Annotated in this window: 18 protein-coding genes; 12 read left to right on the forward strand and 6 right to left on the reverse strand. The window is 74.3% G+C overall.

Annotated elements, in window-relative coordinates:
* Positions 1–84: 84 nt before the first annotated feature.
* Positions 85–1,773: an MFS transporter gene (locus LPU61_RS26545; RefSeq protein ID WP_043961553.1), complete on the reverse strand. Its 1,689-nt coding sequence runs from the start codon at positions 1,771–1,773 to the stop codon at positions 85–87.
* A gap of 89 nt (positions 1,774–1,862) precedes the next feature.
* Here LPU61_RS26545 and LPU61_RS26550 point away from each other — a divergent pair, with 89 nt between their 5' ends.
* On the forward strand, positions 1,863–2,702 hold the full coding sequence (locus LPU61_RS26550) for a DUF3027 domain-containing protein (RefSeq protein ID WP_043961554.1): 840 nt from the start codon (positions 1,863–1,865) through the stop codon (positions 2,700–2,702).
* A 36-nt stretch (positions 2,703–2,738) separates the two neighbouring features.
* On the opposite strand, the gene LPU61_RS26555 is transcribed toward LPU61_RS26550, so the two are convergent.
* Complete coding sequence (locus LPU61_RS26555; protein WP_043961555.1) at positions 2,739–3,017, reverse strand: DUF2530 domain-containing protein; 279 nt, start codon at positions 3,015–3,017, stop codon at positions 2,739–2,741.
* A gap of 89 nt (positions 3,018–3,106) precedes the next feature.
* Between LPU61_RS26555 and LPU61_RS26560 the strand changes: the two genes are divergently transcribed.
* The 5 genes from LPU61_RS26560 (at position 3,107) to thpR (ending at position 7,785) form a co-directional block, all read left to right on the forward strand.
* Complete coding sequence (locus LPU61_RS26560) at positions 3,107–4,585, forward strand: NCS2 family permease (protein ID WP_043963786.1); 1,479 nt, start codon at positions 3,107–3,109, stop codon at positions 4,583–4,585.
* A gap of 123 nt (positions 4,586–4,708) precedes the next feature.
* Positions 4,709–5,158 carry a MarR family winged helix-turn-helix transcriptional regulator gene (locus tag LPU61_RS26565; RefSeq protein ID WP_176734295.1) on the forward strand — a complete coding sequence of 150 codons (450 nt, stop codon included), beginning with the start codon at positions 4,709–4,711 and terminating at the stop codon, positions 5,156–5,158.
* Between the two features lie 85 nt (positions 5,159–5,243).
* Positions 5,244–6,557 carry an MFS transporter gene (locus LPU61_RS26570; RefSeq protein ID WP_043961556.1) on the forward strand — a complete coding sequence of 438 codons (1,314 nt, stop codon included), beginning with the start codon at positions 5,244–5,246 and terminating at the stop codon, positions 6,555–6,557.
* Positions 6,558–6,616: 59 nt separating this feature from the next.
* Positions 6,617–7,126 (forward strand): hypothetical protein, encoded by a 510-nt coding sequence (locus LPU61_RS26575; protein ID WP_043961557.1) that lies wholly within the window; start codon positions 6,617–6,619, stop codon positions 7,124–7,126.
* A 47-nt stretch (positions 7,127–7,173) separates the two neighbouring features.
* Entirely contained in the window at positions 7,174–7,785 is a 612-nt protein-coding gene (gene thpR, locus LPU61_RS26580) for an RNA 2',3'-cyclic phosphodiesterase (protein WP_043963790.1), read from the forward strand.
* 294 nt (positions 7,786–8,079) lie between these two features.
* Here thpR and LPU61_RS26585 read toward each other — a convergent pair whose 3' ends face one another.
* The 4 genes from LPU61_RS26585 to LPU61_RS26600 all read right to left on the reverse strand — a co-directional run bounded on the left by LPU61_RS26585 (position 8,080) and on the right by LPU61_RS26600 (position 13,043).
* Entirely contained in the window at positions 8,080–9,066 is a 987-nt protein-coding gene (locus tag LPU61_RS26585) for an aldo/keto reductase (protein WP_229406503.1), read from the reverse strand.
* A 91-nt stretch (positions 9,067–9,157) separates the two neighbouring features.
* Positions 9,158–10,246, reverse strand: a complete 1,089-nt coding sequence (gene sepH, locus LPU61_RS26590) for a septation protein SepH (RefSeq protein WP_043961559.1) — start codon at positions 10,244–10,246, stop codon at positions 9,158–9,160.
* 186 nt (positions 10,247–10,432) lie between these two features.
* Positions 10,433–11,560: a phosphoserine transaminase gene (serC, locus tag LPU61_RS26595; protein WP_229406504.1), complete on the reverse strand. Its 1,128-nt coding sequence runs from the start codon at positions 11,558–11,560 to the stop codon at positions 10,433–10,435.
* Positions 11,561–11,936: 376 nt separating this feature from the next.
* On the reverse strand, positions 11,937–13,043 hold the full coding sequence (locus tag LPU61_RS26600; protein WP_043961561.1) for a citrate synthase 2: 1,107 nt from the start codon (positions 13,041–13,043) through the stop codon (positions 11,937–11,939).
* 279 nt (positions 13,044–13,322) lie between these two features.
* On the opposite strand from LPU61_RS26600, the gene pdxH reads away from it, so the two are divergent.
* The 6 genes from pdxH to LPU61_RS26630 all read left to right on the forward strand — a co-directional run bounded on the left by pdxH (position 13,323) and on the right by LPU61_RS26630 (position 18,604).
* The gene (gene pdxH, locus LPU61_RS26605; protein WP_043963792.1) at positions 13,323–13,973 is read left to right on the forward strand and encodes a pyridoxamine 5'-phosphate oxidase; all 651 of its coding nucleotides are present in this window, start codon (positions 13,323–13,325) and stop codon (positions 13,971–13,973) included.
* Positions 13,970–15,268: an MFS transporter gene (locus LPU61_RS26610; protein ID WP_229406505.1), complete on the forward strand. Its 1,299-nt coding sequence runs from the start codon at positions 13,970–13,972 to the stop codon at positions 15,266–15,268. The genes pdxH and LPU61_RS26610 overlap by 4 nt, the downstream gene beginning before the upstream one ends.
* 48 nt (positions 15,269–15,316) lie before the next feature.
* Positions 15,317–16,249, forward strand: a complete 933-nt coding sequence (locus LPU61_RS26615) for an aldose 1-epimerase family protein (protein ID WP_043961563.1) — start codon at positions 15,317–15,319, stop codon at positions 16,247–16,249.
* Between the two features lie 17 nt (positions 16,250–16,266).
* On the forward strand, positions 16,267–16,869 hold the full coding sequence (locus LPU61_RS26620; RefSeq protein ID WP_229406506.1) for a nitroreductase family protein: 603 nt from the start codon (positions 16,267–16,269) through the stop codon (positions 16,867–16,869).
* A 237-nt stretch (positions 16,870–17,106) separates the two neighbouring features.
* The gene (locus LPU61_RS26625) at positions 17,107–17,412 is read left to right on the forward strand and encodes a type II toxin-antitoxin system VapB family antitoxin (protein ID WP_043961565.1); all 306 of its coding nucleotides are present in this window, start codon (positions 17,107–17,109) and stop codon (positions 17,410–17,412) included.
* Positions 17,413–17,443: 31 nt separating this feature from the next.
* A complete protein-coding gene (locus LPU61_RS26630) occupies positions 17,444–18,604 on the forward strand; it encodes an acyl-CoA dehydrogenase family protein (protein WP_043961566.1) in 1,161 nt (386 codons plus the stop codon).
* The last annotated feature ends 16 nt before the right edge of the window (positions 18,605–18,620 follow it).

Here is an 18,620-nt window from a genome sequence, read left to right on the forward strand (position 1 = left end):
CGGTCCCGCCGATCCGGCCGGTCGGGCCGGTCACGCCCGTCCCGCCGGTCACGCCCGTCCCGCCGGTCACGCCCGTCCCGCCGGTCACGCGAGGGGCCCTCGGGGCTCCCGGCGGGCCTCGTCGTCGGCCGCGCCCGCTCCGCCGGCGCCGGCGACCGCGGAGGACGGCCGGTAGACGTGGTAGCCGGGCGGGGCGGAGGAGGCGGGTGCGGGCGAGGTCGGGGCGATGTCCGTCACCGGGTCGTGGTCGGTCACCGGGTCGTGCATCACCGGGTCGGGTGTCACCGGCCCGTGCGCCGTCGGGTCGTCGGCTGCCGGGCGGTCCCCGGCGGCCGGCTTCCCGGCGGGATCCTCGACCGGCTCGTCGGCCAACTCGTCGTCGCCGAGCGGGCGGCCGAGCAGCCGCTGGTCGCGGAGCTTGCCGGCGACGTACGCGCCCCGGGCGGCGGCGAGCACGCCCACGCCGGCGGCCACGGCGATGCCCAGCCGGCCGTCGAACGGGACCAGGCCGAGCGCGCCGCCGGCCACGAAGGCGAGCATCAGCGCCGTCTCCGAGTGGGCGAACGAGCTGGCCCGCAGCCGCTCCGGGATGCGTTCCTGGATGGAGGCGTCGACCGCGAGCTTCGCCACGCCACTGGCCAGCGTGGCGACCAGGCAGAGCAGGGCCACCATCGGCAGCGAGAACTGGATCGTGGCGAGAACGGCCGTGCCGGCCACGATGATCGTGCTGCTGGACTGGATCGCGGTGGGGCGGTGGATGCGCAGCCGGGTGCCGACCGCGGTGGCCAGGAAGCTGCCCACCGCCAGCGCACCGCCGACGAGGCCGAGCGCCATCTCCGCGCTCAGCTCGCGCCCGAAGAAGTCGGTGGTCAGGTCGCCCTTCTTCAGCGCGAACGCGAGGAAGAGCAGCAGGAAGCCGTAGACGACGCGGAGCAGCGCCGCGCCGAGCAGGCTGGCGATGACGAGGCGGCCGGACGGGCGGCCACGCCCCAGCGGGCGGTCCCCGGCGGCCCGCCGGCCCAGGGAGCGCAGCGGGCGGGGCACCCGCTCGGGCGGCTCGGAGTCGGCCCGGGGCGGGAGTCGCAACGCGATCACCATGCCGACCAGGAAGATCACCGAGGCGACCCGCAGCGGCCACTGCGGCCCGAACCAGAACGCGGCCAGCCCGATCGGGGCGACGAGGGCGCCGGCCACCGTGCCGTAGACGCTGGCCCGCGCGCCGACCTGGGACAGGCCGAGCCCCTCGGGCAGCAGCCGGGGCACGGCCGCCGAGCGGGCCACGCCGTACGCCCGGGAGAGCGCGAGCACCCCGAAGGCCGCCGGGTAGAGGCCGAAGCCGTGCATGTAGTCGGAGATCAGCCAGGCCAGGAAGGCCCGGCCGAGCATGGTGGCGGCGAGCGCGTACCGCCGGCCGTGCCGGAAGTGGTCCAGCAGCGGCCCGACCACCGGCGCGAGCATCGCGAACGGCACCATCGTGACCAGCAGGTAGAGCGCGACCTTGCTGCGCGCCTCCCCGAGGGGGACGTTGAAGAAGATCGTCCCGGCGAGGCCGATCGCGATCAGCGTGTCTCCCGCGCAGGAGAGGGCGTGCAGGTCGAACAGGCGCACCATGCCGACCTCGCCGCCCGCGCCCCGGGCCCGGGCCGAGCCGGCCTGACGGGTCATCCAGCGCCCGCCGCGCGCGGAGCCGCGCAGCAGGAGGCGGACGGCACGGATGCCGGTGCCGACGGTCCGCCCCAGCATGGACCGATCGGAGCGGGAGAACAACGGCATGTGCACCATCCTCGCCCATGTACCCCACCCCCGCGCCAGCACCGCCGGAGAACGACCTTGCGGGGAGTGCCTGTCGGTCTTCGTCACCCATGGGGAACAATGGACGGGTGACCAGGCCCGCCTCCGCTCGTGCCGCCCGCCTCGACCAGGTCTGCGCCGCCGCCGTCGAGGTGGCCCGCGACGCCATCACCGAGGTGGAGCCGTCCGACGTCGGCGACCACCTCCAGGCCGTCGCCGAGGCGGACCGGGTCGTCACCCACTACTTCGAGTGCCGGCTGTCCGGCTACCGGGGCTGGCGGTGGGCGGTCACCGTGACCCGGGTGCCGCGCAGCCGCAAGGTCACCGTCTGCGAGACGGTCCTGCTGCCGGGCTCGGACGCGCTGCTCGCGCCGGGCTGGCTGCCCTGGCAGGAGCGGCTCAAGCCGGGCGACCTGGGCCCGGGTGACCTCCTGCCGACCCCGCCCGACGACGAGCGGCTCGCCCCGGGGTACGTCCTGTCCGACGACCCGGCGGTGGAGGAGACCGCCTGGGAGCTGGGCCTCGGTCGGCCGCGCGTGCTGTCCCGGGAGGGGCGCAGCGAGGCCGCGCAGCGCTGGTACGACGGCGACCACGGCCCCTCGGCGCCGATCTCCACCGCCGCCCCGGCCGCCGCCCGCTGCGGCACGTGCGGCTTCTACCTGCCGCTGGCCGGCGCGCTGCGGCAGGCGTTCGGGGCGTGCGGCAACTTCTACGCCCCCGACGACGGTCGGGTGGTCAGCGCCGACCACGGCTGCGGCGCGCACTCGGAGACGCTGGTCGAGACGCCCGAGAGCCCGGTCGACGAGCTGCCCACGATCTACGACGACAGCGCCGTCGAGGCGGTGGCGGTGAGCCGGGCCCCGGGCTCGGTGGAGGCGGCGGAGCCGGGCGAGCCCTACGGCCACCCCTGAGCGAGTGCCGGCCAGCGGCCGGCGGACCGGGCGGGCTCAGCGGCGGGTGTCGGCGGGCTGACCGGCCCGCGCGGCGGCGCGGCGGCGACGCCGGTTGGCGTCGTGACGCATCATCACGGCGAGACCGGGGAAGCCCCAGAGGAAACCGGCAAGGCAGATCCAGAGCCAGTCCTGGTGGCCGTGCTCGGTCAGCCAGCCACGGAAGAAGAGCAGCAGCACCAGGCCGGCGACCGCCCAGGCGACCAGCCCGGCGACCGCGAACGGCACCATCGGCGGGTCGAGCGGCTCGGGCCGCGGCGGTTGCTCCTGTCGCACGGGGGCAAGCGTACGCGATCAACTTTCCCAGTTGGCGTGTGATCTGCGACGATGCGCGCGACAGACGGATGATCACCTGCGAGGACCAGATGGCCATTGCGCCGCCGGACAACGGCACTCCACCCGATCCCGCTCACCCCCGCAACGCCTTCGACCGCTTCTTCGAGATCACCGCCCGCGGCTCGACACCGGGCCGGGAGGTGCGGGGCGGCCTGGCGACGTTCTTCACGATGGCGTACATCGTGGTGCTCAACCCGCTGATCATCGGCAGCGCCGTCGACGGCGACGGCAAGAAGCTGGCGATCCCGGCGCTGGCCGCCGCGACGGCGCTCGTCGCGGGCCTGATGACGATCCTGATGGGGGTGGTCGGCCGGTTCCCGATGGCGCTGGCCGCCGGCCTGGGCGTGAACGCGCTGGTGGCGTACGAGATCGCCCCGCAGATGACCTGGGCCGACGCGATGGGCCTGGTGGTGATCGAGGGTGTGCTCATCGCGATCCTGGTGCTCACCGGCCTGCGTACGGCGGTGTTCCGCTCGGTGCCCACGCAGCTCAAGACCGCGATCGGCGTCGGCATCGGCCTCTTCCTGACGATCATCGGCCTGGTCGACGCCGGCTTCGTCCGGCGGGTGCCGGACGCGGCGAACACGACGGTCCCGGTGGGGCTGGGCATCGGTGGCAAGATCGTGAGCTGGCCGATGTTGGTCTTCGTGGTGGGCCTGCTGGTCACGATCGTGCTGGTGGTGCGCCGGGTACGCGGCGCGATCCTGATCGGCATCCTCGCCTCGACCGTGCTGGCGATCGTGGTGGAGGCCGTGGCGAACGTCGGCCCGTCCTTCGTCGACGGCAAGCCCAACCCCAAGGGCTGGTCGCTGAACGTGCCGGAGCTGCCGAAGACGGTCGTGGACGTGCCCGACCTGTCGCTGCTCGGCAACTTCAACGTGCTGGACTCGTGGACCCGGGTCGGCTGGCTGGTGCCGCTGATGTTCGTCTTCACGCTGCTGATCACGGACTTCTTCGACACGATGGGCACGATGGTCGCGATCGGCCAGGAGGGGAGCATGCTCGACGAGCGGGGCACCCCGCCGCGGGCCAAGGAGATCCTGCTGGTCGACTCGATCGCCGCGGCTGCGGGTGGCGCGGCGAGCGTCTCCAGCAACACGTCGTACATCGAGAGCGCCGCCGGTGTCGCGGAGGGCGCCCGCACCGGCGTGGCCAACCTGGTCACGGGCGCGCTGTTCCTGCTGGCGATGTTCCTCGCGCCGCTGGCGGTGGTGGTGCCGTTCGAGGCGGCGTCGACGGCGCTGGTGGTGGTCGGCTTCCTGATGATGACGGCGGTGCGGACGATCGACTGGACCGACTACGAGATCGCGATCCCGGCGTTCCTCACGATCACCCTGATGCCGTTCACGTACTCGATCTCCAACGGCATCGGCGCGGGCGTCATCTCGTACGTGATCGTGAAGCTGGCGAAGGGGAAGGCCCGCGAGGTCCACCCCCTGCTGTACGCGGTGGCGGCGCTGTTCGTCCTGTACTTCCTGCGCGGGCCGATCGAGTCGGTCGTACTCTGACGCCCCACGTGTCCCGGGGGTCGGGGTGCCGGACAGGTACCCCGGCTTCCGGGGCGCACACCCCCTGGTGAGCATGGTCATAACGGCTGTCGTTAGCCAGGCTCATTAGTTAGGCTAACTATCGTGACGGAGCGGACGGTGACGGCGAGACGCGTGCCACCGGCGCAGCTGGCTCCCCAGTTGCGTGATGCGATCACCCGGCTCAACCGGCGGGTCCGACAGGCCCGACCGGTCGGCGACCTGACGGTCACCCAGCTCTCCGCGCTCACCAGCCTCGTGCTGGCGGGCGCGCTGACGCCCCGGGAACTGGCCGACGTCGAACGGGTGCAGCCGCCGACGATGACCAAGATCGTCGCGAAGCTGGAGGAACGCGGCCTCGTGGGCCGCACCCCCCACCCGACCGACGGCCGGCAGGTCATCCTCTCGGCGACCGAGGGCGGCCGGGCCGTGCTCGACCAGTTCGAGCGGGCCCGCAACGAGTGGCTGGCCAGCCGGCTGGCCGAGCTGCCCGAGACCGACCGGGAGACCCTGCAACGGGCTGCCGAGATCCTGCAGCAGCTCGCCCGCGCCTGACGCGCCGCGCCCACCGGGGCGCGCCGCCGCCTGGTCCGCGCCGTCCGCCGTCGATGAGGCGTACGAGCGAGGAGGCGCATCCAGGGTGCAGGCGAAGCTGAGCACGATGTTCCAGTCACTGCAGGTCCGCAACTACCGGCTCTTCGCGTCCGGGCAGCTGATCAAACTGATCGGCGTCTGGATGATGTTCATCGCCCAGGACTGGCTCGTCCTCGAACTCTCCGACGACTCCGCCACCGCCCTCGGCGTGGTCACCGCCCTCCAGTTCACCCCGGTGCTGCTGCTCACCCTGCTCTCCGGGCGGCTCGCCGACCGGTACGACAAGCGCCTGCTGCTCTTCGTCGCGAACGCGTTCTGGACGGTGCTGTCGTTCGGGATGAGCCTGCTGGTGCTCACCGGCCTCGTCCAGCTCTGGCACGTCTTCGTCTTCGCCGCCCTGCTCGGCGTCGCCAACGCGGTGGAGACGCCCGTGCGGCAGGCGTTCGTCTCCGAACTCGTCGGCACGTCGCTGCTGCCCAACGCGCTGTCGCTCAACGCGGCCGTGTTCAACTCGGCCCGCATCGTCGGCCCCGCCGTCGCCGGCCTGGCCATCGCCGCCGTCGACGTCGGCCCGGTCTTCCTGTTCACCGCGCTCAGCTCGCTCGGCCCGCTGGCCACCGTGGTCCGGATGCGCCCCGCCGAGCTGCACCGCAAGGACCTCCTCCCCGTCGCCGAGCGGGACTCCGCCCGGGTCGTCGACGGCCTGCGCTACGTCGCCCGCCGCCCCGACCTGCTGCTGCCGATGGCCGTGATGTCGGTGATCGGGATGAGCCTGTTCAACTTCCAGCTCACCCTCGCCGCCCTGGCCAAGACCGTGTTCAAGACGGGTGCCGCCTCGTTCGGCCTGTTCAGCACGGCGCTGGCCGTCGGCGCGCTCGTCGGGGCGCTGGCCGGCACCGGGCGGCGCAGCCGCCCCTCGGTGTGGCTGGTGCTCGGCGCGGCGGTCGGCTGTGCCGTCTTCGGCACCCTGGTCGGGCTCGCCCCGGCGTACTGGATGGTGGTGGCGCTGCTGCTGCCCGCCGGGTTCTTCATGGTCTTCTTCGCCCAGTCGGCCAACCAGCGGGTGCAGCTCGGCACCGACGCCGCCTTCCGGGGCCGGGTCATGGCGCTGTGGGTGCTGGTGTTCCTCGGCACCAACCCGGTCGGCGCGCCGATCATCGGCTGGGTGGCCGAGCGGTTCGGCGCCGGGGCGAGCATCTGGATCGGCGGGCTGATCTCGCTGGCCACCGCCCTGCTGGCGCTCGCCTGGCAGTTGCGCCGCTCGGGGGCCCGGCTGCGCCTGCGGGTGCTTCCGTCCCCCCGCTTCTACGTGGTGGAGCAGGGAGCAGGGAGGGGCCCCCTGCTGACGCCGAGTAATTGAAGATGGTGAATGTCAACAAACCGGTGGCGGCGAGGCTCGCGGCAGCATAGCGTCGATGCGTGGAGGTAGGCCGAGCGATGCTCCTTGCCCTGGCGTTCGTCGCTGTCGCGAGTCTTCCGGTCGCCTTTGCGCTGGTGTTCTGCGCCGACGAGATCATCGACCGGGTCGCCTGCGGCTACGCCGAGTGGCGCGAACGACGCCGGGAACGCCGCACCATCGCCCGGCTGGACCGGGCCGTCGACGCCGAGGGGCTGACCCGAGGGATCGACCTCACCGAGTTCGACCGGGAGGACCGCCGGTCCCTCCAGCAGATCGCCGCCGACCTGCACCGGTTCGCCGGGCACCGGGTCAACCCGGGCGGCCGGGCGGTGATCTGGCACGCCGCCGTCGTCGACGCGTACGACGAGCACCTGAGGGCCGCCTGCCGCTGCCTGGGGCTCCCCGAGCACCTGGGCGAGCTGGAGGGCGTCGACCGGCAGATCGAGCGGGTCCGGGTCGAGGGGATGCTGCACGCGGCCGGTCTCACCCTGCCCGCCGCCCGGCCCCGACACCGCCAGCGGCACCGCTGACCCCCGCCGAGCCCCCGGTGACCGGCACCGTCGTGCCCGCCGCCGGGATGCGGCTCTTCGTCGGGGTCTTCCCGCCGCCCGAGGCCGTCGCCGACCTGAGCGCCGAGGTGGCCCGGCTCCGGGTCGGCCGCGCGGCGGCGGCCGGCACCAACGTACGGCTCGCCGACCCGGCGCGGGCGCACCTCACCGTCGCCTTCCTCGGCCAGGTCGACGCGGGCCGCCTCGTCGACGTCGAGAACGCCCTCGGCATCGCCGCCGAGACGTTCCGCACCCGCGATCTGCCGGCGGCCGAACGACTAGCGGGCGGCCGGACCGGGCCGGCCGTGCTGCGGCTCGGCGGCGGGGGCAGCTTCGGCCGGGGCCGGTTCACGGTCCTCTGGGTGGACGTGCGCGGCGACGTCGAGGCGTTGCGCGTCCTGGCCCGGCTGGTCCGGTCGGGGCTGCGCCGGGGCCGGCTGCCGTACGACGAGAAGCCGTTCACCCCGCACCTCACCATCGCCCGCCCCGGCGACCGGATCGACCGCGCCGAGGTGGCCGCCGACCGGGAGGCCCTGCACGACTACCTGGGGCCGCCGTGGCCGGCCGCCGAGCTGGTGCTGGTCCGCAGCCACCAGTGCCCGCAGCCGACGTACGACCGGGTGGCCGCCTGGCCGATCTGACCGGGACCGGCGGCCGGGTCGGGGCCGGTGGGCCCGGGTCGCGCCGGTGGTGGCCCGGTCGCGCCGGCGGGGCCGGGTCGGGGCCGGGTCGGGCCGCGTCGGGGCCGGTGGTGGCCCGCGATGTCGGCGACATGGCGGCTTCCCGCCTCGGGGATACCACCATGTCGCCGACATCGCGGCGCGTGCCCGGCGGCGCGTGCCCGGCCGCGGTGCGTGCCCGGCGGCGGCGCGTGCCCGGCGGCGGTGCGTGCCCGGCCGCGGCGCGACGCGCGCCCGCCGCGCTCGGCGTAGGCCCTACCAGGCCCACGCCTCCGGGCCGGGGCCGCCCTTGCCCACCGGCGGGAACAGCTCGTCGAGCTGGGCCAGCGCCGCCTCGTCGAGGCGGACGTCCAGCGCGCCCAGCGACCGGTCGAGCTGGTCGATGGTGCGCGGGCCGATGATCGGGGCCGTCACCCCGGGCCGGGAGAGCAGCCAGCCGAGCGCCACGTCCGCCGGATCGTGGCCGAGGTCGGCGCAGAACTTCTCGTACGCCTCGATGGTCGGCCGGTGCTCGGCCAGGCCCTCGGCGGCGCGGCCCGCGGCGCTGCGGGCGGCCCCGCCCTCGGCCATCTTGCGCAGCGCCCCCGACAGCAGCCCGCCGTGCAGCGGCGACCAGGGGATGATGCCGAGGCCGTAGTGCTGGGCGGCCGGGACCACCTCCAGCTCGACGGCCCGGGTCAGCAGGTTGTAGATGGACTGTTCGGAGACGAGGCCGAGGAAGTTGCGCCGCTGCGCCGCCGCCTGTGCCTGTCCGATGTGCCAACCGGCGAAGTTGGACGATCCGACGTAGACGACCTTGCCCTGGGCGACCAGGGTCTCCATCGCCTGCCAGATCTCCTCCCACGGGGTGGCCCGGGAGACGTGGTGCATCTGGTAGAGGTCGATGACGTCGGTCTGGAGCCGGCGCAGCGAATCCTCGCAGGCCCGGATGATGTGCCGGGCGGAGAGGCCCTGCTCGTTGGGCCAGTCGCCCATCTTGCCGTAGACCTTGGTGGCCAGCACCACCTTCTCCCGCCGGCCGCCGCCCTGGGCGAACCAGCGGCCGATGATCTGCTCGGTGATGCCCTCGCCGGTCTGCCAGCCGTAGACGTTGGCGGTGTCGAAGAAGTTGATGCCGTGCTCCAGCGCCCGGTCCATGACGGCGTAGCTGTCCGGCTCGCTGGTCTGCGGACCGAAGTTCATCGTGCCGAGGCAGAGCCGGCTCACCGACAGACCGGTGCGTCCCAGATTCGTGTACTCCATACGACCCACCCTGCCACGGCGGCACGCCGACTGCCTCGCCGTCGCCGGGCGGTGCGCGGGGAGCGCGTGCCGCCCGGCGCGGGCGGGTGGGTCAGGAGGACTCGCGGGCCGCCGGGCCGCTGCCGAACAGCACGTCGTCCCAGCTCGGCAGGCGCTTGCGCGGCTTGCCGGAGGCGTCGGTGGACTCGCCGCCGGAGGCCGCCGCGGCAGCGCCCGTGCGGCGGGGCCGGAGCACCGCCAGCGACGGCACGGCCGGGACCTCCTTGGGCGCGTCCGAGTCGTCGTCGAACGCCGAGCCCTGGCCGCCGCCGAGCAGGGCCGCCGCCCCGCCGCCGACCGGCCGCTGCCGGGGCGCGTCGGACCCGGCCAGTGCCGCCGGCGTACGCGGCTCCAGGCCGCGACCGGACGTCGAGCCGAGCGGCCGGTCCAGGGAGGCGAGCAGGGCGTCCCGCCCGGCGCGGATCGGGTCGCGCCCCGGGCGGCTGTGGTCGCCGGCCGCCGCGGGCAGCCCGTGCCCGCCCCGGCTCGGCTCGCCGCGCGAGGGGCCGGGCAGCGCGTGGCCGCCGCGCTCGGGTGCCGGCTCCTGGCCGAGGATCGGCGTGGGGCGCTCGGCGCAGAGGTATTGCGCCATGTCGTCGTGCGGGACGACGTGCTGCCGGGTCTTGTCCAGATCCCAGACCGCCTGCGCGGTGGCCTTGCCCGACGGCCAGGTGGCGATGATCCGCCAGGTGCCGTCGTCGCGGCGGTAGGCGTCCCAGGAGATCTTCTCGGTGTCGATCCCGTGCTGGGCCAGCCGGCCGTTGACCACCTCGGCCAGGGGGGTCGGCTTCTCGGCGCCCTTGAGGCGGGTGCGCCGGGCGTGCTGGGCGAGCATCGCCCGCTCCTGGAGCACCGGGCCCGCGTAGCGCAGCACGCGGTCGACCGGGACGCCCGCGACGCGGGCCACGTCCTCGGCGGACTCGCCGGAACGGATCTTGGCCTGGATGTCGCGCGGGGACAGCGACGGCAGGGGGTGGTCGGTGGTGTTCGGCACCACGGCGAGCGGGGGCGCGCCCGGCTCGGCGTGCAGGGCGCCGGCGATGCGCTCGTCGATGGGCAGGGCGAGCAGCCGCCCGACCTCGTCGGCGAGCACCAGAGCCTGGCCGTCCTCGGAGAGGGCGACGAAGCGTACTGGGCGCATGAGCGTTGCCTCCGTCCCGCTTCGCTGGCCGCACGCCACGGGTCGGCCACCCGGGCGTCCCGCACCACGGTACGCCCATCCGCAACCCGGTGGGGGATGCGACACCCGCATGTCGCGGATGAGCTGCGAAGATGATCACACTGGGTGGCCGGCGGCGGTGCGGCGGCCACCCAGTGTGACGATGTCTCAGAGCCGCTCGACCACGTAGTCGATCGAGGCGGTCAGCGCCTCCACGTCGGACGGCTCGACGGCCGGGTAGAGCGCGATGCGCAGCTGGTTGCGGCCGAGCTTCCGGTAGGGCTCGGTGTCGACGATGCCGTTGGCCCGCAGCGCCTTGGCGATCGCCGCCGCGTCCACCCCGTCGGCGAAGTCGATGGTGGCGACCACGTTGGAGCGCAGCGCCGGGTCGGTGACGAACGGGGTCGCCACGGCGGAGCGCTCGGCCCAGCCGTACACGATGCCGGCGCTCTCGGCCGTGCGCTTGGCCGCCCAGGCCAGGCCGCCCTGCTCGTTCATCCAGTCGGTCTGCTCGGCGGCCAGGAAGATGGTGGCCAGTGCCGGGGTGTTGTAGGTCTGCTCCAGCCGCGAGTTGTCGATCGCGGTGACCAGGTCGAGGAACGCCGGGATGTAGCGGCCCGACGCCTTGATCTCGGCGGCCCGGTCCAGGGCGGCCGGCGACATCAGGGCCAGCCAGAGGCCGCCGTCGGAGGCGAAGCACTTCTGCGGGGCGAAGTAGTAGACGTCGGTCTCGGCGACGTCCACCGCCAGGCCGCCGGCCGCCGAGGTCGCGTCGACCAGCAGCAGCGAGCCCTCGTCGGCTCCGGCGACCCGGTTGATCGGCACCGCGACGCCGGTGGAGGTCTCGTTCTGCGGCAGCCCGTACGCGTCGATGCCGGCCTCGGCGACCAGCGCCGGAGCGCTGCCCGGCTCGGCCTTGCGCACGGTGGGCTCGCCGAGGAACGGGGCGTCCTTGACCGACTTGACGAACTTCGCGCCGAACTCGCCGAAGCTGGCAAACTGCGCCCGGTCGCGGATCAGGCCGAACGTCGCGACCTCCCAGAAGGCGGTGGTGCCGCCGTTGCCGAGGATCACCTCGTAGCCCTCGGGGAGGGAGTAGAACTCGGCGATGCCGCGCCGCAGCCGGGCGACCTGGTCGCGGACGGTCTTCTGCCGGTGCGAGGTGCCCAGGAAGCCCGTCGCCGCGTCGGCGAGGGCGGAGACGGCCGCCGGACGGACCTTGGACGGCCCGCAGCCGAACCGCCCGTCGGCGGGCTTGATGTCGTCGGGAATCCGGATGGTCGGTGCGTCAGCCACGGTTGTCGAGATCCTTCCGCGTGGGCGGGGCCCGGTCACAGGTGGTGGTCGGGCGCGGAGGACGGACGCGTGCGTGGGACGCACGGGCGGCCGGATCCGAGCCCGGTCCGGCGGCACTGCCGAGCCCTCATCCTCGCACCCGGGGCGGCCCGGACACCCGAGGGTCCCGCCGCCGGAGCTGAGGCGTATGACACATCCGCCCGGTTACGTCGCCACCCCACCCGCGGTTACGCGGGGCCGGACAGACCTTCTGGTACGCGGAGGGGCCCCGCCGAACCGGCGGGGCCCCTTCCGTCGTCGCGTCGACGGGTGGATCGGACGGGCGTCGCGCACCCAGGTGGTGGGTGTCTGGCGAAGGCGTCGAGAGGGCCGCTGCTCACACGCCGTGCGGGATGGCGTCCCAGCCCTCGACCTGCTGCGGCTTGCGGCTGCCCGGCCCGACGTAGCGGGCCGACGGGCGGACCAGCCGCTGGAGCTTCTTCTGCTCCAGGATGTGCGCGCTCCAGCCGCCCATCCGGGCGCAGGTGAACATCGAGGTGAACATGTGCGCGGGCACCTCGGCGAAGTCGAGCACCACGGCCGACCAGAACTCGACGTTCGTGGCGAGCACCCGGTCCGGTCGGCGGGCCTGCAGCTCGGCCAGGGCCGCCTTCTCCAGCGCCTCGGCGATCTCGAAGCGCGGCGCGCCCAGCTCCTTGGCGGTGCGGCGCAGCACGCGGGCGCGCGGGTCCTCGGCCCGGTAGACCCGGTGGCCGAAGCCCATCAGCCGCTCGCCCCGGTCGAGGACGCCCTTGACGTACCCCTCGGCGTCGCCGCTGCGCTCGACGGCCTCCAGCATGCTGAGCACCCGCGACGGCGCGCCGCCGTGCAGGGGGCCGGAGAGCGCGCCGATGCCGGAGGAGATGCAGGCGGCGGCGTCGGCGCCGGTGGAGGCGACGATCCGGGCGGTGAAGGTGGAGGCGTTCAGGCCGTGCTCGGCGGCCGAGATGAAGTAGGCGTCGACGGCCTTCACGTGGCGGGGGTCGGGCTCGCCGCGCCAGCGCTTCATGAAGCGCTCGACGATCGTCTCCGCCTTGTCGATCTCCTTCTGCGGCACGGCCGGCAGGCCCAGGCCGCGCGCGGACTGGGCGACGAAGGAGAGCGCGGTGACCGACACCCGGGCGAGGTCCTCGCGGGCCTGCTCGTCGGAGATGTCGAGGAGCTGGCTGAGCCCCCAGTACGGGGCGAGCATCGCGACGGCGGACTGCACGTCGACCCGGATGTCGCCGGAGTGCACGGGCACCGGGAACGGCTCCGCCGGCGGCAGGCCGGGGCCGAACCGGCCGTCGACCAGCAGCGCCCAGACGTTGCCGAAGGAGACCTGACCGATCAGATCCTCGATGTCCACGCCGCGGTAGCGCAGGGCACCGCCCTCGCGGTCGGGCTCGGCGATCTCGGTCTCGAAGGCTACGACGCCCTCCAGGCCCGGTTTGAAGTCGGCCATTCTTACTCCTGGATCTGCTCGATGCGCCCGCCTGGGCTCATCCGGCCCGGCCGGCCGAGCGCCTTAGGCGACCCTCAGGGACGTGTTCGTGACATCTTGCCTGGTGGGTAACCGGCTGCGCGACCCGCGACGACTGTGCTGCACGCGACATCCCCGCCGGTGGACAAGCGTGCGGGGTCGATGAGACTGGGCGGTAGGGGCTGGCCAGCGTCGCCGAGGGTGACGGGGCCACCGAAGGGGAGGGTAGCTGTGACGGGTGACACACCCGGCCCGGCCGGCATGCGTAACGAGTACGCCGCCGACCTGGGCCTTTCCGAGGCTGATCTGGCCGCCGACTGGCACGCCCAGTTCGCCCGCTGGTTCGCCGACGCGGTGGCGTCCGGCCTGCCCGAGCCGAACGCGATGGTGCTCGGCACCGCCGACGCGGCCGGCCGCCCCAGCGGGCGCACCGTCCTGCTCAAGGGGTACGACCCGCAGGGCTTCGTCCTGTTCACCAACCACGGCTCGCGCAAGGGCACCGAGGCGCTGGCCAACCCGTACGCCAGCCTGGTCTTTCCGTGGTTTCCCATCCAGCGGCAGGTGGTGGTCGCCGGGCGGATCGAGCCCGTCGACCGGGCCGAGACCGAGGCGTACTTCGCCAGCCGGCCGCGCGGCTCCCAGCTCGGCGCGTGGGCCAGCGAGCAGTCGCGGGTGATCGGCGACCGGGCCGCGCTGGACGCCGGCTACCGGGCGGTGGCCGAGCGGTTCGCCGACGTGGACCCGGTGCCCGCGCCCCCGCACTGGGGCGGCCTGCGGGTGCGCCCCGAGACGGTGGAGTTCTGGCAGGGCCGGGCCAGCCGGCTGCACGACCGGCTGCGGTTCCGCCGCACCGCGCCCGACCCGGGGCCGGCCGACGACGGCCGGTGGGTCGTGGAGCGGCTCGCCCCGTGACCGCCGTCAAGGAGACCCGGCCGCGCGGGGCGCGTCGCTGGGCGATCGACCTGCGCCCGCTGCGGGTGCCCGTCTACCGGCGGATCTGGGTCGGCAACAGCGTCGCGATGCTCGGCTTCCAGTTCACGGCCGTGGCCGTGCCGGTGGAGATGTTCGCGCTGACCCGGGACTCGTTCTGGGTCGGGCTGCTCGGCGTGGCCGCGTTCCTGCCGCTGCTGGTCTTCGGGTTGTGGGGCGGCGCGGTCGCCGACGCCCGGGACCGGCGCGTGGTGCTGCTGGTCAGCCAGGCGGTGCTCTGGGCGTCGATGGTGGGGCTGCTGGCCCAGGCCGTGTTCCGGGTGGGCAGCCCGGTGCTGCTGCTGGTCCTGGTGGCGTTGCAGTCGGTCGGGTTCGCGGTCAGCGGGGCGGCCCGCACCGCGAGCATCCCCCGGCTCGTCCCGGCCGAGCTGGTCCCGGCCGCGAGCACCCTGAACTTCACCACCCACACCGCCGCGTCCGTGCTGGGGCCGCTGCTGGCCGGGCTGATCTTCGCGGCCTGGGAGGTCGGGGTCGCGCTGCCCATCGCGTACGGCGTGGACACGGTCTTCTTCACGGCGGCGGTCTGGGCGACGCTGCGGATGCCGGCGCTGCCGCCGGAGCCCGACCCCGACGGGGACGGCTCGCCCCGCAGGGCAGGGCTGGCCAGCGTCGTCGACGGGCTGCGCTACCTGGCCACCACGCCGGTGCTGCTGCTCTCCTTCGCCATCGACCTCATCGCGATGGTGCTGGCGATGCCCCGGGCGCTGTTCCCCGAGATCGCCGAGGAACGCTTCGGCGGCGGCGCGGCCGTCGGCTGGCTGTTCAGCGCCATCGCCATCGGGTCGATGCTCGGCGGGCTCACGTCCGGCTGGATCGGCCGGCTCCACCGGCAGGGGGTGGCGCTGGTGTGCGCCGTCGTCGGCTGGGGGCTGGCCATCGCCGCCGCCGGGCTGGCCCGCCAGCTCTGGCTGGTGGTCGGGCTGCTCGCCGTGGCCGGCGCGGCCGACCTGGTCAGCGCCGTGCTGCGGCAGACGATGCTGCTGGTGCACGCGCCGGACCGGATGCGGGGCCGGCTCCAGGGCGTCAACACGGTGGTGGTGGCGGGCGGGCCCCGCCTCGGCGACCTGCGGGCGGGCACGATGGCCGCCGGCTTCGGCACCGGCGTCGCCTGGGTCGGCGGCGGCCTCGCCGCGGCGGTGCTCGCGGTGCTGCTGGTGGCCGTCTTCCCGGCCCTGGTGCGCTACCGGGCGGGCGTCGATACCGCTGCGCGGCCATGACCGACAGCCGCACCCCGTGCGCGGAGGTGACCGACTAAGGTCACCGGCATGCAGAACGCCGCACCCCGCCCGCCGTCAGGCACCCAGTGGACCATTTCCGCCGCCGGCCACGAGGCCGTGCTCGTCGAGGTCGGCGGCGGCCTGCGGACGTACCGGCACGACGGCGTCGACTACGTCGACGGGTTCGCCGCCGACGAGCTCTGCCCCGGCGGGGCCGGGCAGGTGCTGGCCCCCTGGCCGAACCGGATCCGTGACGGTCAGTACGCCTTCGGCGGCCGGGAGTTCCAGCTCACGCTGACCGAGCCGAGCCGGGGCGCGGCCCTGCACGGCCTGGTCAACTGGGTGCCGTGGCACCTCGTCGAGCAGTCCGACGACGCCGTGACCCTCGGCTACGACCTGCCCGCGCAGCCGGGCTACCCGTGGGCGCTGCGGCTGCGCAACCGATACTCGGTCGGCCCGGACGGCCTGCGCATCGACCACGAGGCCACCAACGTCAGCGGGGAGCCCTGCCCGTTCGGCTTCTCGATGCACCCCTACCTGCAACTGCCCGGGGTGGCGGTGGACGACCTCGCCCTGCGGGTGCCGGCGAAGCTGCGGGTGCAGGTGGACGGGCGGCTGCTGCCGGTCGGGGCGACCCCGGTCGCCGGCACCGAGTACGACTACACCAGCCCCCGGCGGATCGGCCACGCGGTGCTCGACACGGCGTTCGGTGACGTGGTCCGCGACGCCGACGGCGGCTCCTCGGTGACCCTGGCCGCCCCGGACGACGCGGCGGCCGTCACCGTCTGGGCGGACCGCGAGTTCGGCTGGTGGCAGGTCTTCACCGGGGACACCCTGACCGGCGAGCGGCACCGCCGCTCGGTGGCGATCGAGCCGATGACCTGCCCGCCGGACGCGTACCGCTCGGGCAAGGACGTGATCACCCTGGAGCCGGGCGACACCTGGCGGGGCACCATGGGCATCCGGCCCGGGGCCCGGTAGCAGGGGGAGCAGGCGGCGTGGAGTTCGCCGAGGTGCTCCGGCGACGCCGGATGGTGCGCAACTACGACCCGGACCGCCCCGTCCCGCCGGAGGTGGTGCAGCGGCTGCTCGACCACGCCGTCCGGGCCCCGTCGGCGGGGTTCGCCCAGGGCTGGGGGTTCCTGGTGCTGGAGGAGCCGGCGGACCGGGAACGGTTCTGGGCGGCGACCACCCCGGACGGCGGCGGGCGCGAGCGGTGGCTGGCCGGGATGCGGCGGGCCCCGCTGATCGTCGTGCCGCACGCCAACCGATCGGCGTACCTCGACCGGTACGCCGAGCCGGACAAGGGCTGGACGGACCGCGCGCAGGAGCGCTGGCCGGTGCCGTACTGGTATGTCGACACCGGCTTCGCCGCCCTGCTGATGCTGCTCACCGCCGTGGACGAGGGGCTGGGCGCGTGTTTCTTCGGCATCCCGCCGCAGCGCACGCAGGCGTACCGGGAGGCGTTCGGGGTGCCGGCGGAGTACGACCCGGTCGGGGCGGTCACCGTCGGGTACCGGGCGCCGGACCACCGGTCGCCGTCGCTGCGGCGGGGGCGTCGCCCGGTCGACGAGGTGGTCCGGCGGGGACGCTGGAGCTGACGCCGGGGGGCGTCGGCGGCCCGGCTCGCCGTCGGCGGGGCGGTGTCGGCGGCCGGCCCGGCGTCGCCGGGCGGGGTTGACCAACAGTGGTCGCGAAAGCGACATGAGGGAGTAAAACGCGGTGTGGCGGGGGCGGCTACGCTGGCACGGTCATCGGTGCCGTGCCGCGCGGTGCCACGCCGCGATCCGACCCGGCGCGGTGGGTCGGAACGGTGAGGGGGAGGGGAGCGTGCCGTCGTGATCTTCAGAGCGGTCCGGGACGGGCGTCCCTATCCGGAGCACAACCTGACGCTCAAGCAGTGGGCGGAGATCCCGCCGCGTCCGCTGCGGCTGGACCAGTTGATCACCACCAAGCGTGAGCTGGCGTTGGACAAGCTGCTCGCCGAGGACTCCACCTTCTACGGGGACCTGTTCCCCCACGTGGTGCAGTGGAACAGCGGGCTCTACCTGGAGGACGGGCTGCACCGCGCGCTGCGCGCCGCGCTCCAGCAACGCAACCAGATCCACGCCCGGGTGCTGGTGCTGGCCGGTCAGCACGAGTGACCCGCTCCTGAGGCTTCGTTAGGGTGGCGGGATGACTCCTGTCGACCTGCTGGACCTGGACTCCCTCCTCGACGACGAGGAACGCCAGATCCGGTCCGTCGTACGCCGGCTGGTCGACGACCGGGTCCGGCCGCACGTCGCCGACTGGTACGAGCGGGGCCAGGTGCCGGCCCGCGAGCTGGCCCGGGAGTTCGGCCGGCTCGGCCTGCTCGGCATGCACCTGACGGGGTACGGCTGCGCCGGCTCCACCGCCGTCGCGTACGGGCTGGCCTGCCTGGAGCTGGAGGCCGGCGACTCCGGCGTGCGGTCCCTGGTCTCGGTGCAGGGTTCGCTGGCCATGTACGCGATCTGGCGCTACGGCAGCGAGGAGCAGAAGCAGCGCTGGCTGCCCGCCATGGCGACCGGCGAGGCGATCGGCTGCTTCGGGCTGACCGAGCCCGACCACGGCTCCGACCCGGCGTCGATGGCCACCCGCGCCCGCCGCGACGGCGACGACTGGCTGCTGCACGGCGGCAAGATGTGGATCACCAACGCGCCGGTCGCCGACGTCGCCGTGATCTGGGCCCGCGCCGAGGAGGGGGTGCGCGGGTTCGCCGTACCCCTGGATACGCCCGGGGTGTCGGTGCGCGAGATCCGGCGCAAGATGTCGCTGCGGGCCTCCCTCACCGGCGAGATCGCGCTCGACGACGTCCGGCTCCCGGCCGACGCGCTGCTGCCCGGCGCGGCCGGGCTCAAGGCCCCGCTGAGCTGCCTCACCGAGGCCCGGCACGGCATCGTCTGGGGCGCGCTCGGCGCGGCCCGCGACTGCCTGGAAACCACCCTGGCGTACGCGGGCACGCGTACCCAGTTCGGCCGGCCGCTCGCCGGCTTCCAGCTCACCCAGGCCAAGCTCGCCGACATGGCCGTCGAGTGGCAGAAGGGCTTCCTGCTGGCGCTGCACCTGGGCCGGCTCGCCGACGCCGGGAGGCTGCGCCCCGAGCAGGTCAGCGTCGGCAAGCTGAACAACGTGCGGGAGGCGCTGGCCATCGCCCGGCAGTGCCGCACCATCCTCGGCGCGAACGGCGTCTCGGGGGAATATCCGATCATGCGGCACGCCAACAACCTGGAGAGCGTGCTCACCTACGAGGGCACCTCCGAGATCCACCAGCTCGTCATCGGGCAGCGGCTGACGGGGCTTTCCGCGTTCGCCTGACCAGCCCGTGCCACAG

The organism is Micromonospora sp. NBRC 110038, assembly GCF_020884815.1.
Lineage (GTDB): Bacteria > Actinomycetota > Actinomycetes > Mycobacteriales > Micromonosporaceae > Micromonospora > Micromonospora haikouensis.

Bases quoted from the DNA above. Each gene is read 5' to 3' on its own strand.
- LPU61_RS26545 (WP_043961553.1), bottom strand. From the start codon at position 1,773: ATGCCGTTGTTCTCCCGCTCCGATCGGTCCATGCTGGGGCGGACCGTC.
- LPU61_RS26550 (WP_043961554.1), top strand. From the start codon at position 1,863: ATGGGGAACAATGGACGGGTGACCAGGCCCGCCTCCGCTCGTGCCGCC.
- LPU61_RS26560 (WP_043963786.1), top strand. From the start codon at position 3,107: ATGGCCATTGCGCCGCCGGACAACGGCACTCCACCCGATCCCGCTCAC.
- thpR (WP_043963790.1), top strand. From the start codon at position 7,174: ATGCGGCTCTTCGTCGGGGTCTTCCCGCCGCCCGAGGCCGTCGCCGAC.
- LPU61_RS26585 (WP_229406503.1), bottom strand. From the start codon at position 9,066: ATGGAGTACACGAATCTGGGACGCACCGGTCTGTCGGTGAGCCGGCTC.
- sepH (WP_043961559.1), bottom strand. From the start codon at position 10,246: ATGCGCCCAGTACGCTTCGTCGCCCTCTCCGAGGACGGCCAGGCTCTG.
- LPU61_RS26600 (WP_043961561.1), bottom strand. From the start codon at position 13,043: ATGGCCGACTTCAAACCGGGCCTGGAGGGCGTCGTAGCCTTCGAGACC.
- pdxH (WP_043963792.1), top strand. From the start codon at position 13,323: ATGCGTAACGAGTACGCCGCCGACCTGGGCCTTTCCGAGGCTGATCTG.
- LPU61_RS26615 (WP_043961563.1), top strand. From the start codon at position 15,317: ATGCAGAACGCCGCACCCCGCCCGCCGTCAGGCACCCAGTGGACCATT.
- LPU61_RS26630 (WP_043961566.1), top strand. From the start codon at position 17,444: ATGACTCCTGTCGACCTGCTGGACCTGGACTCCCTCCTCGACGACGAG.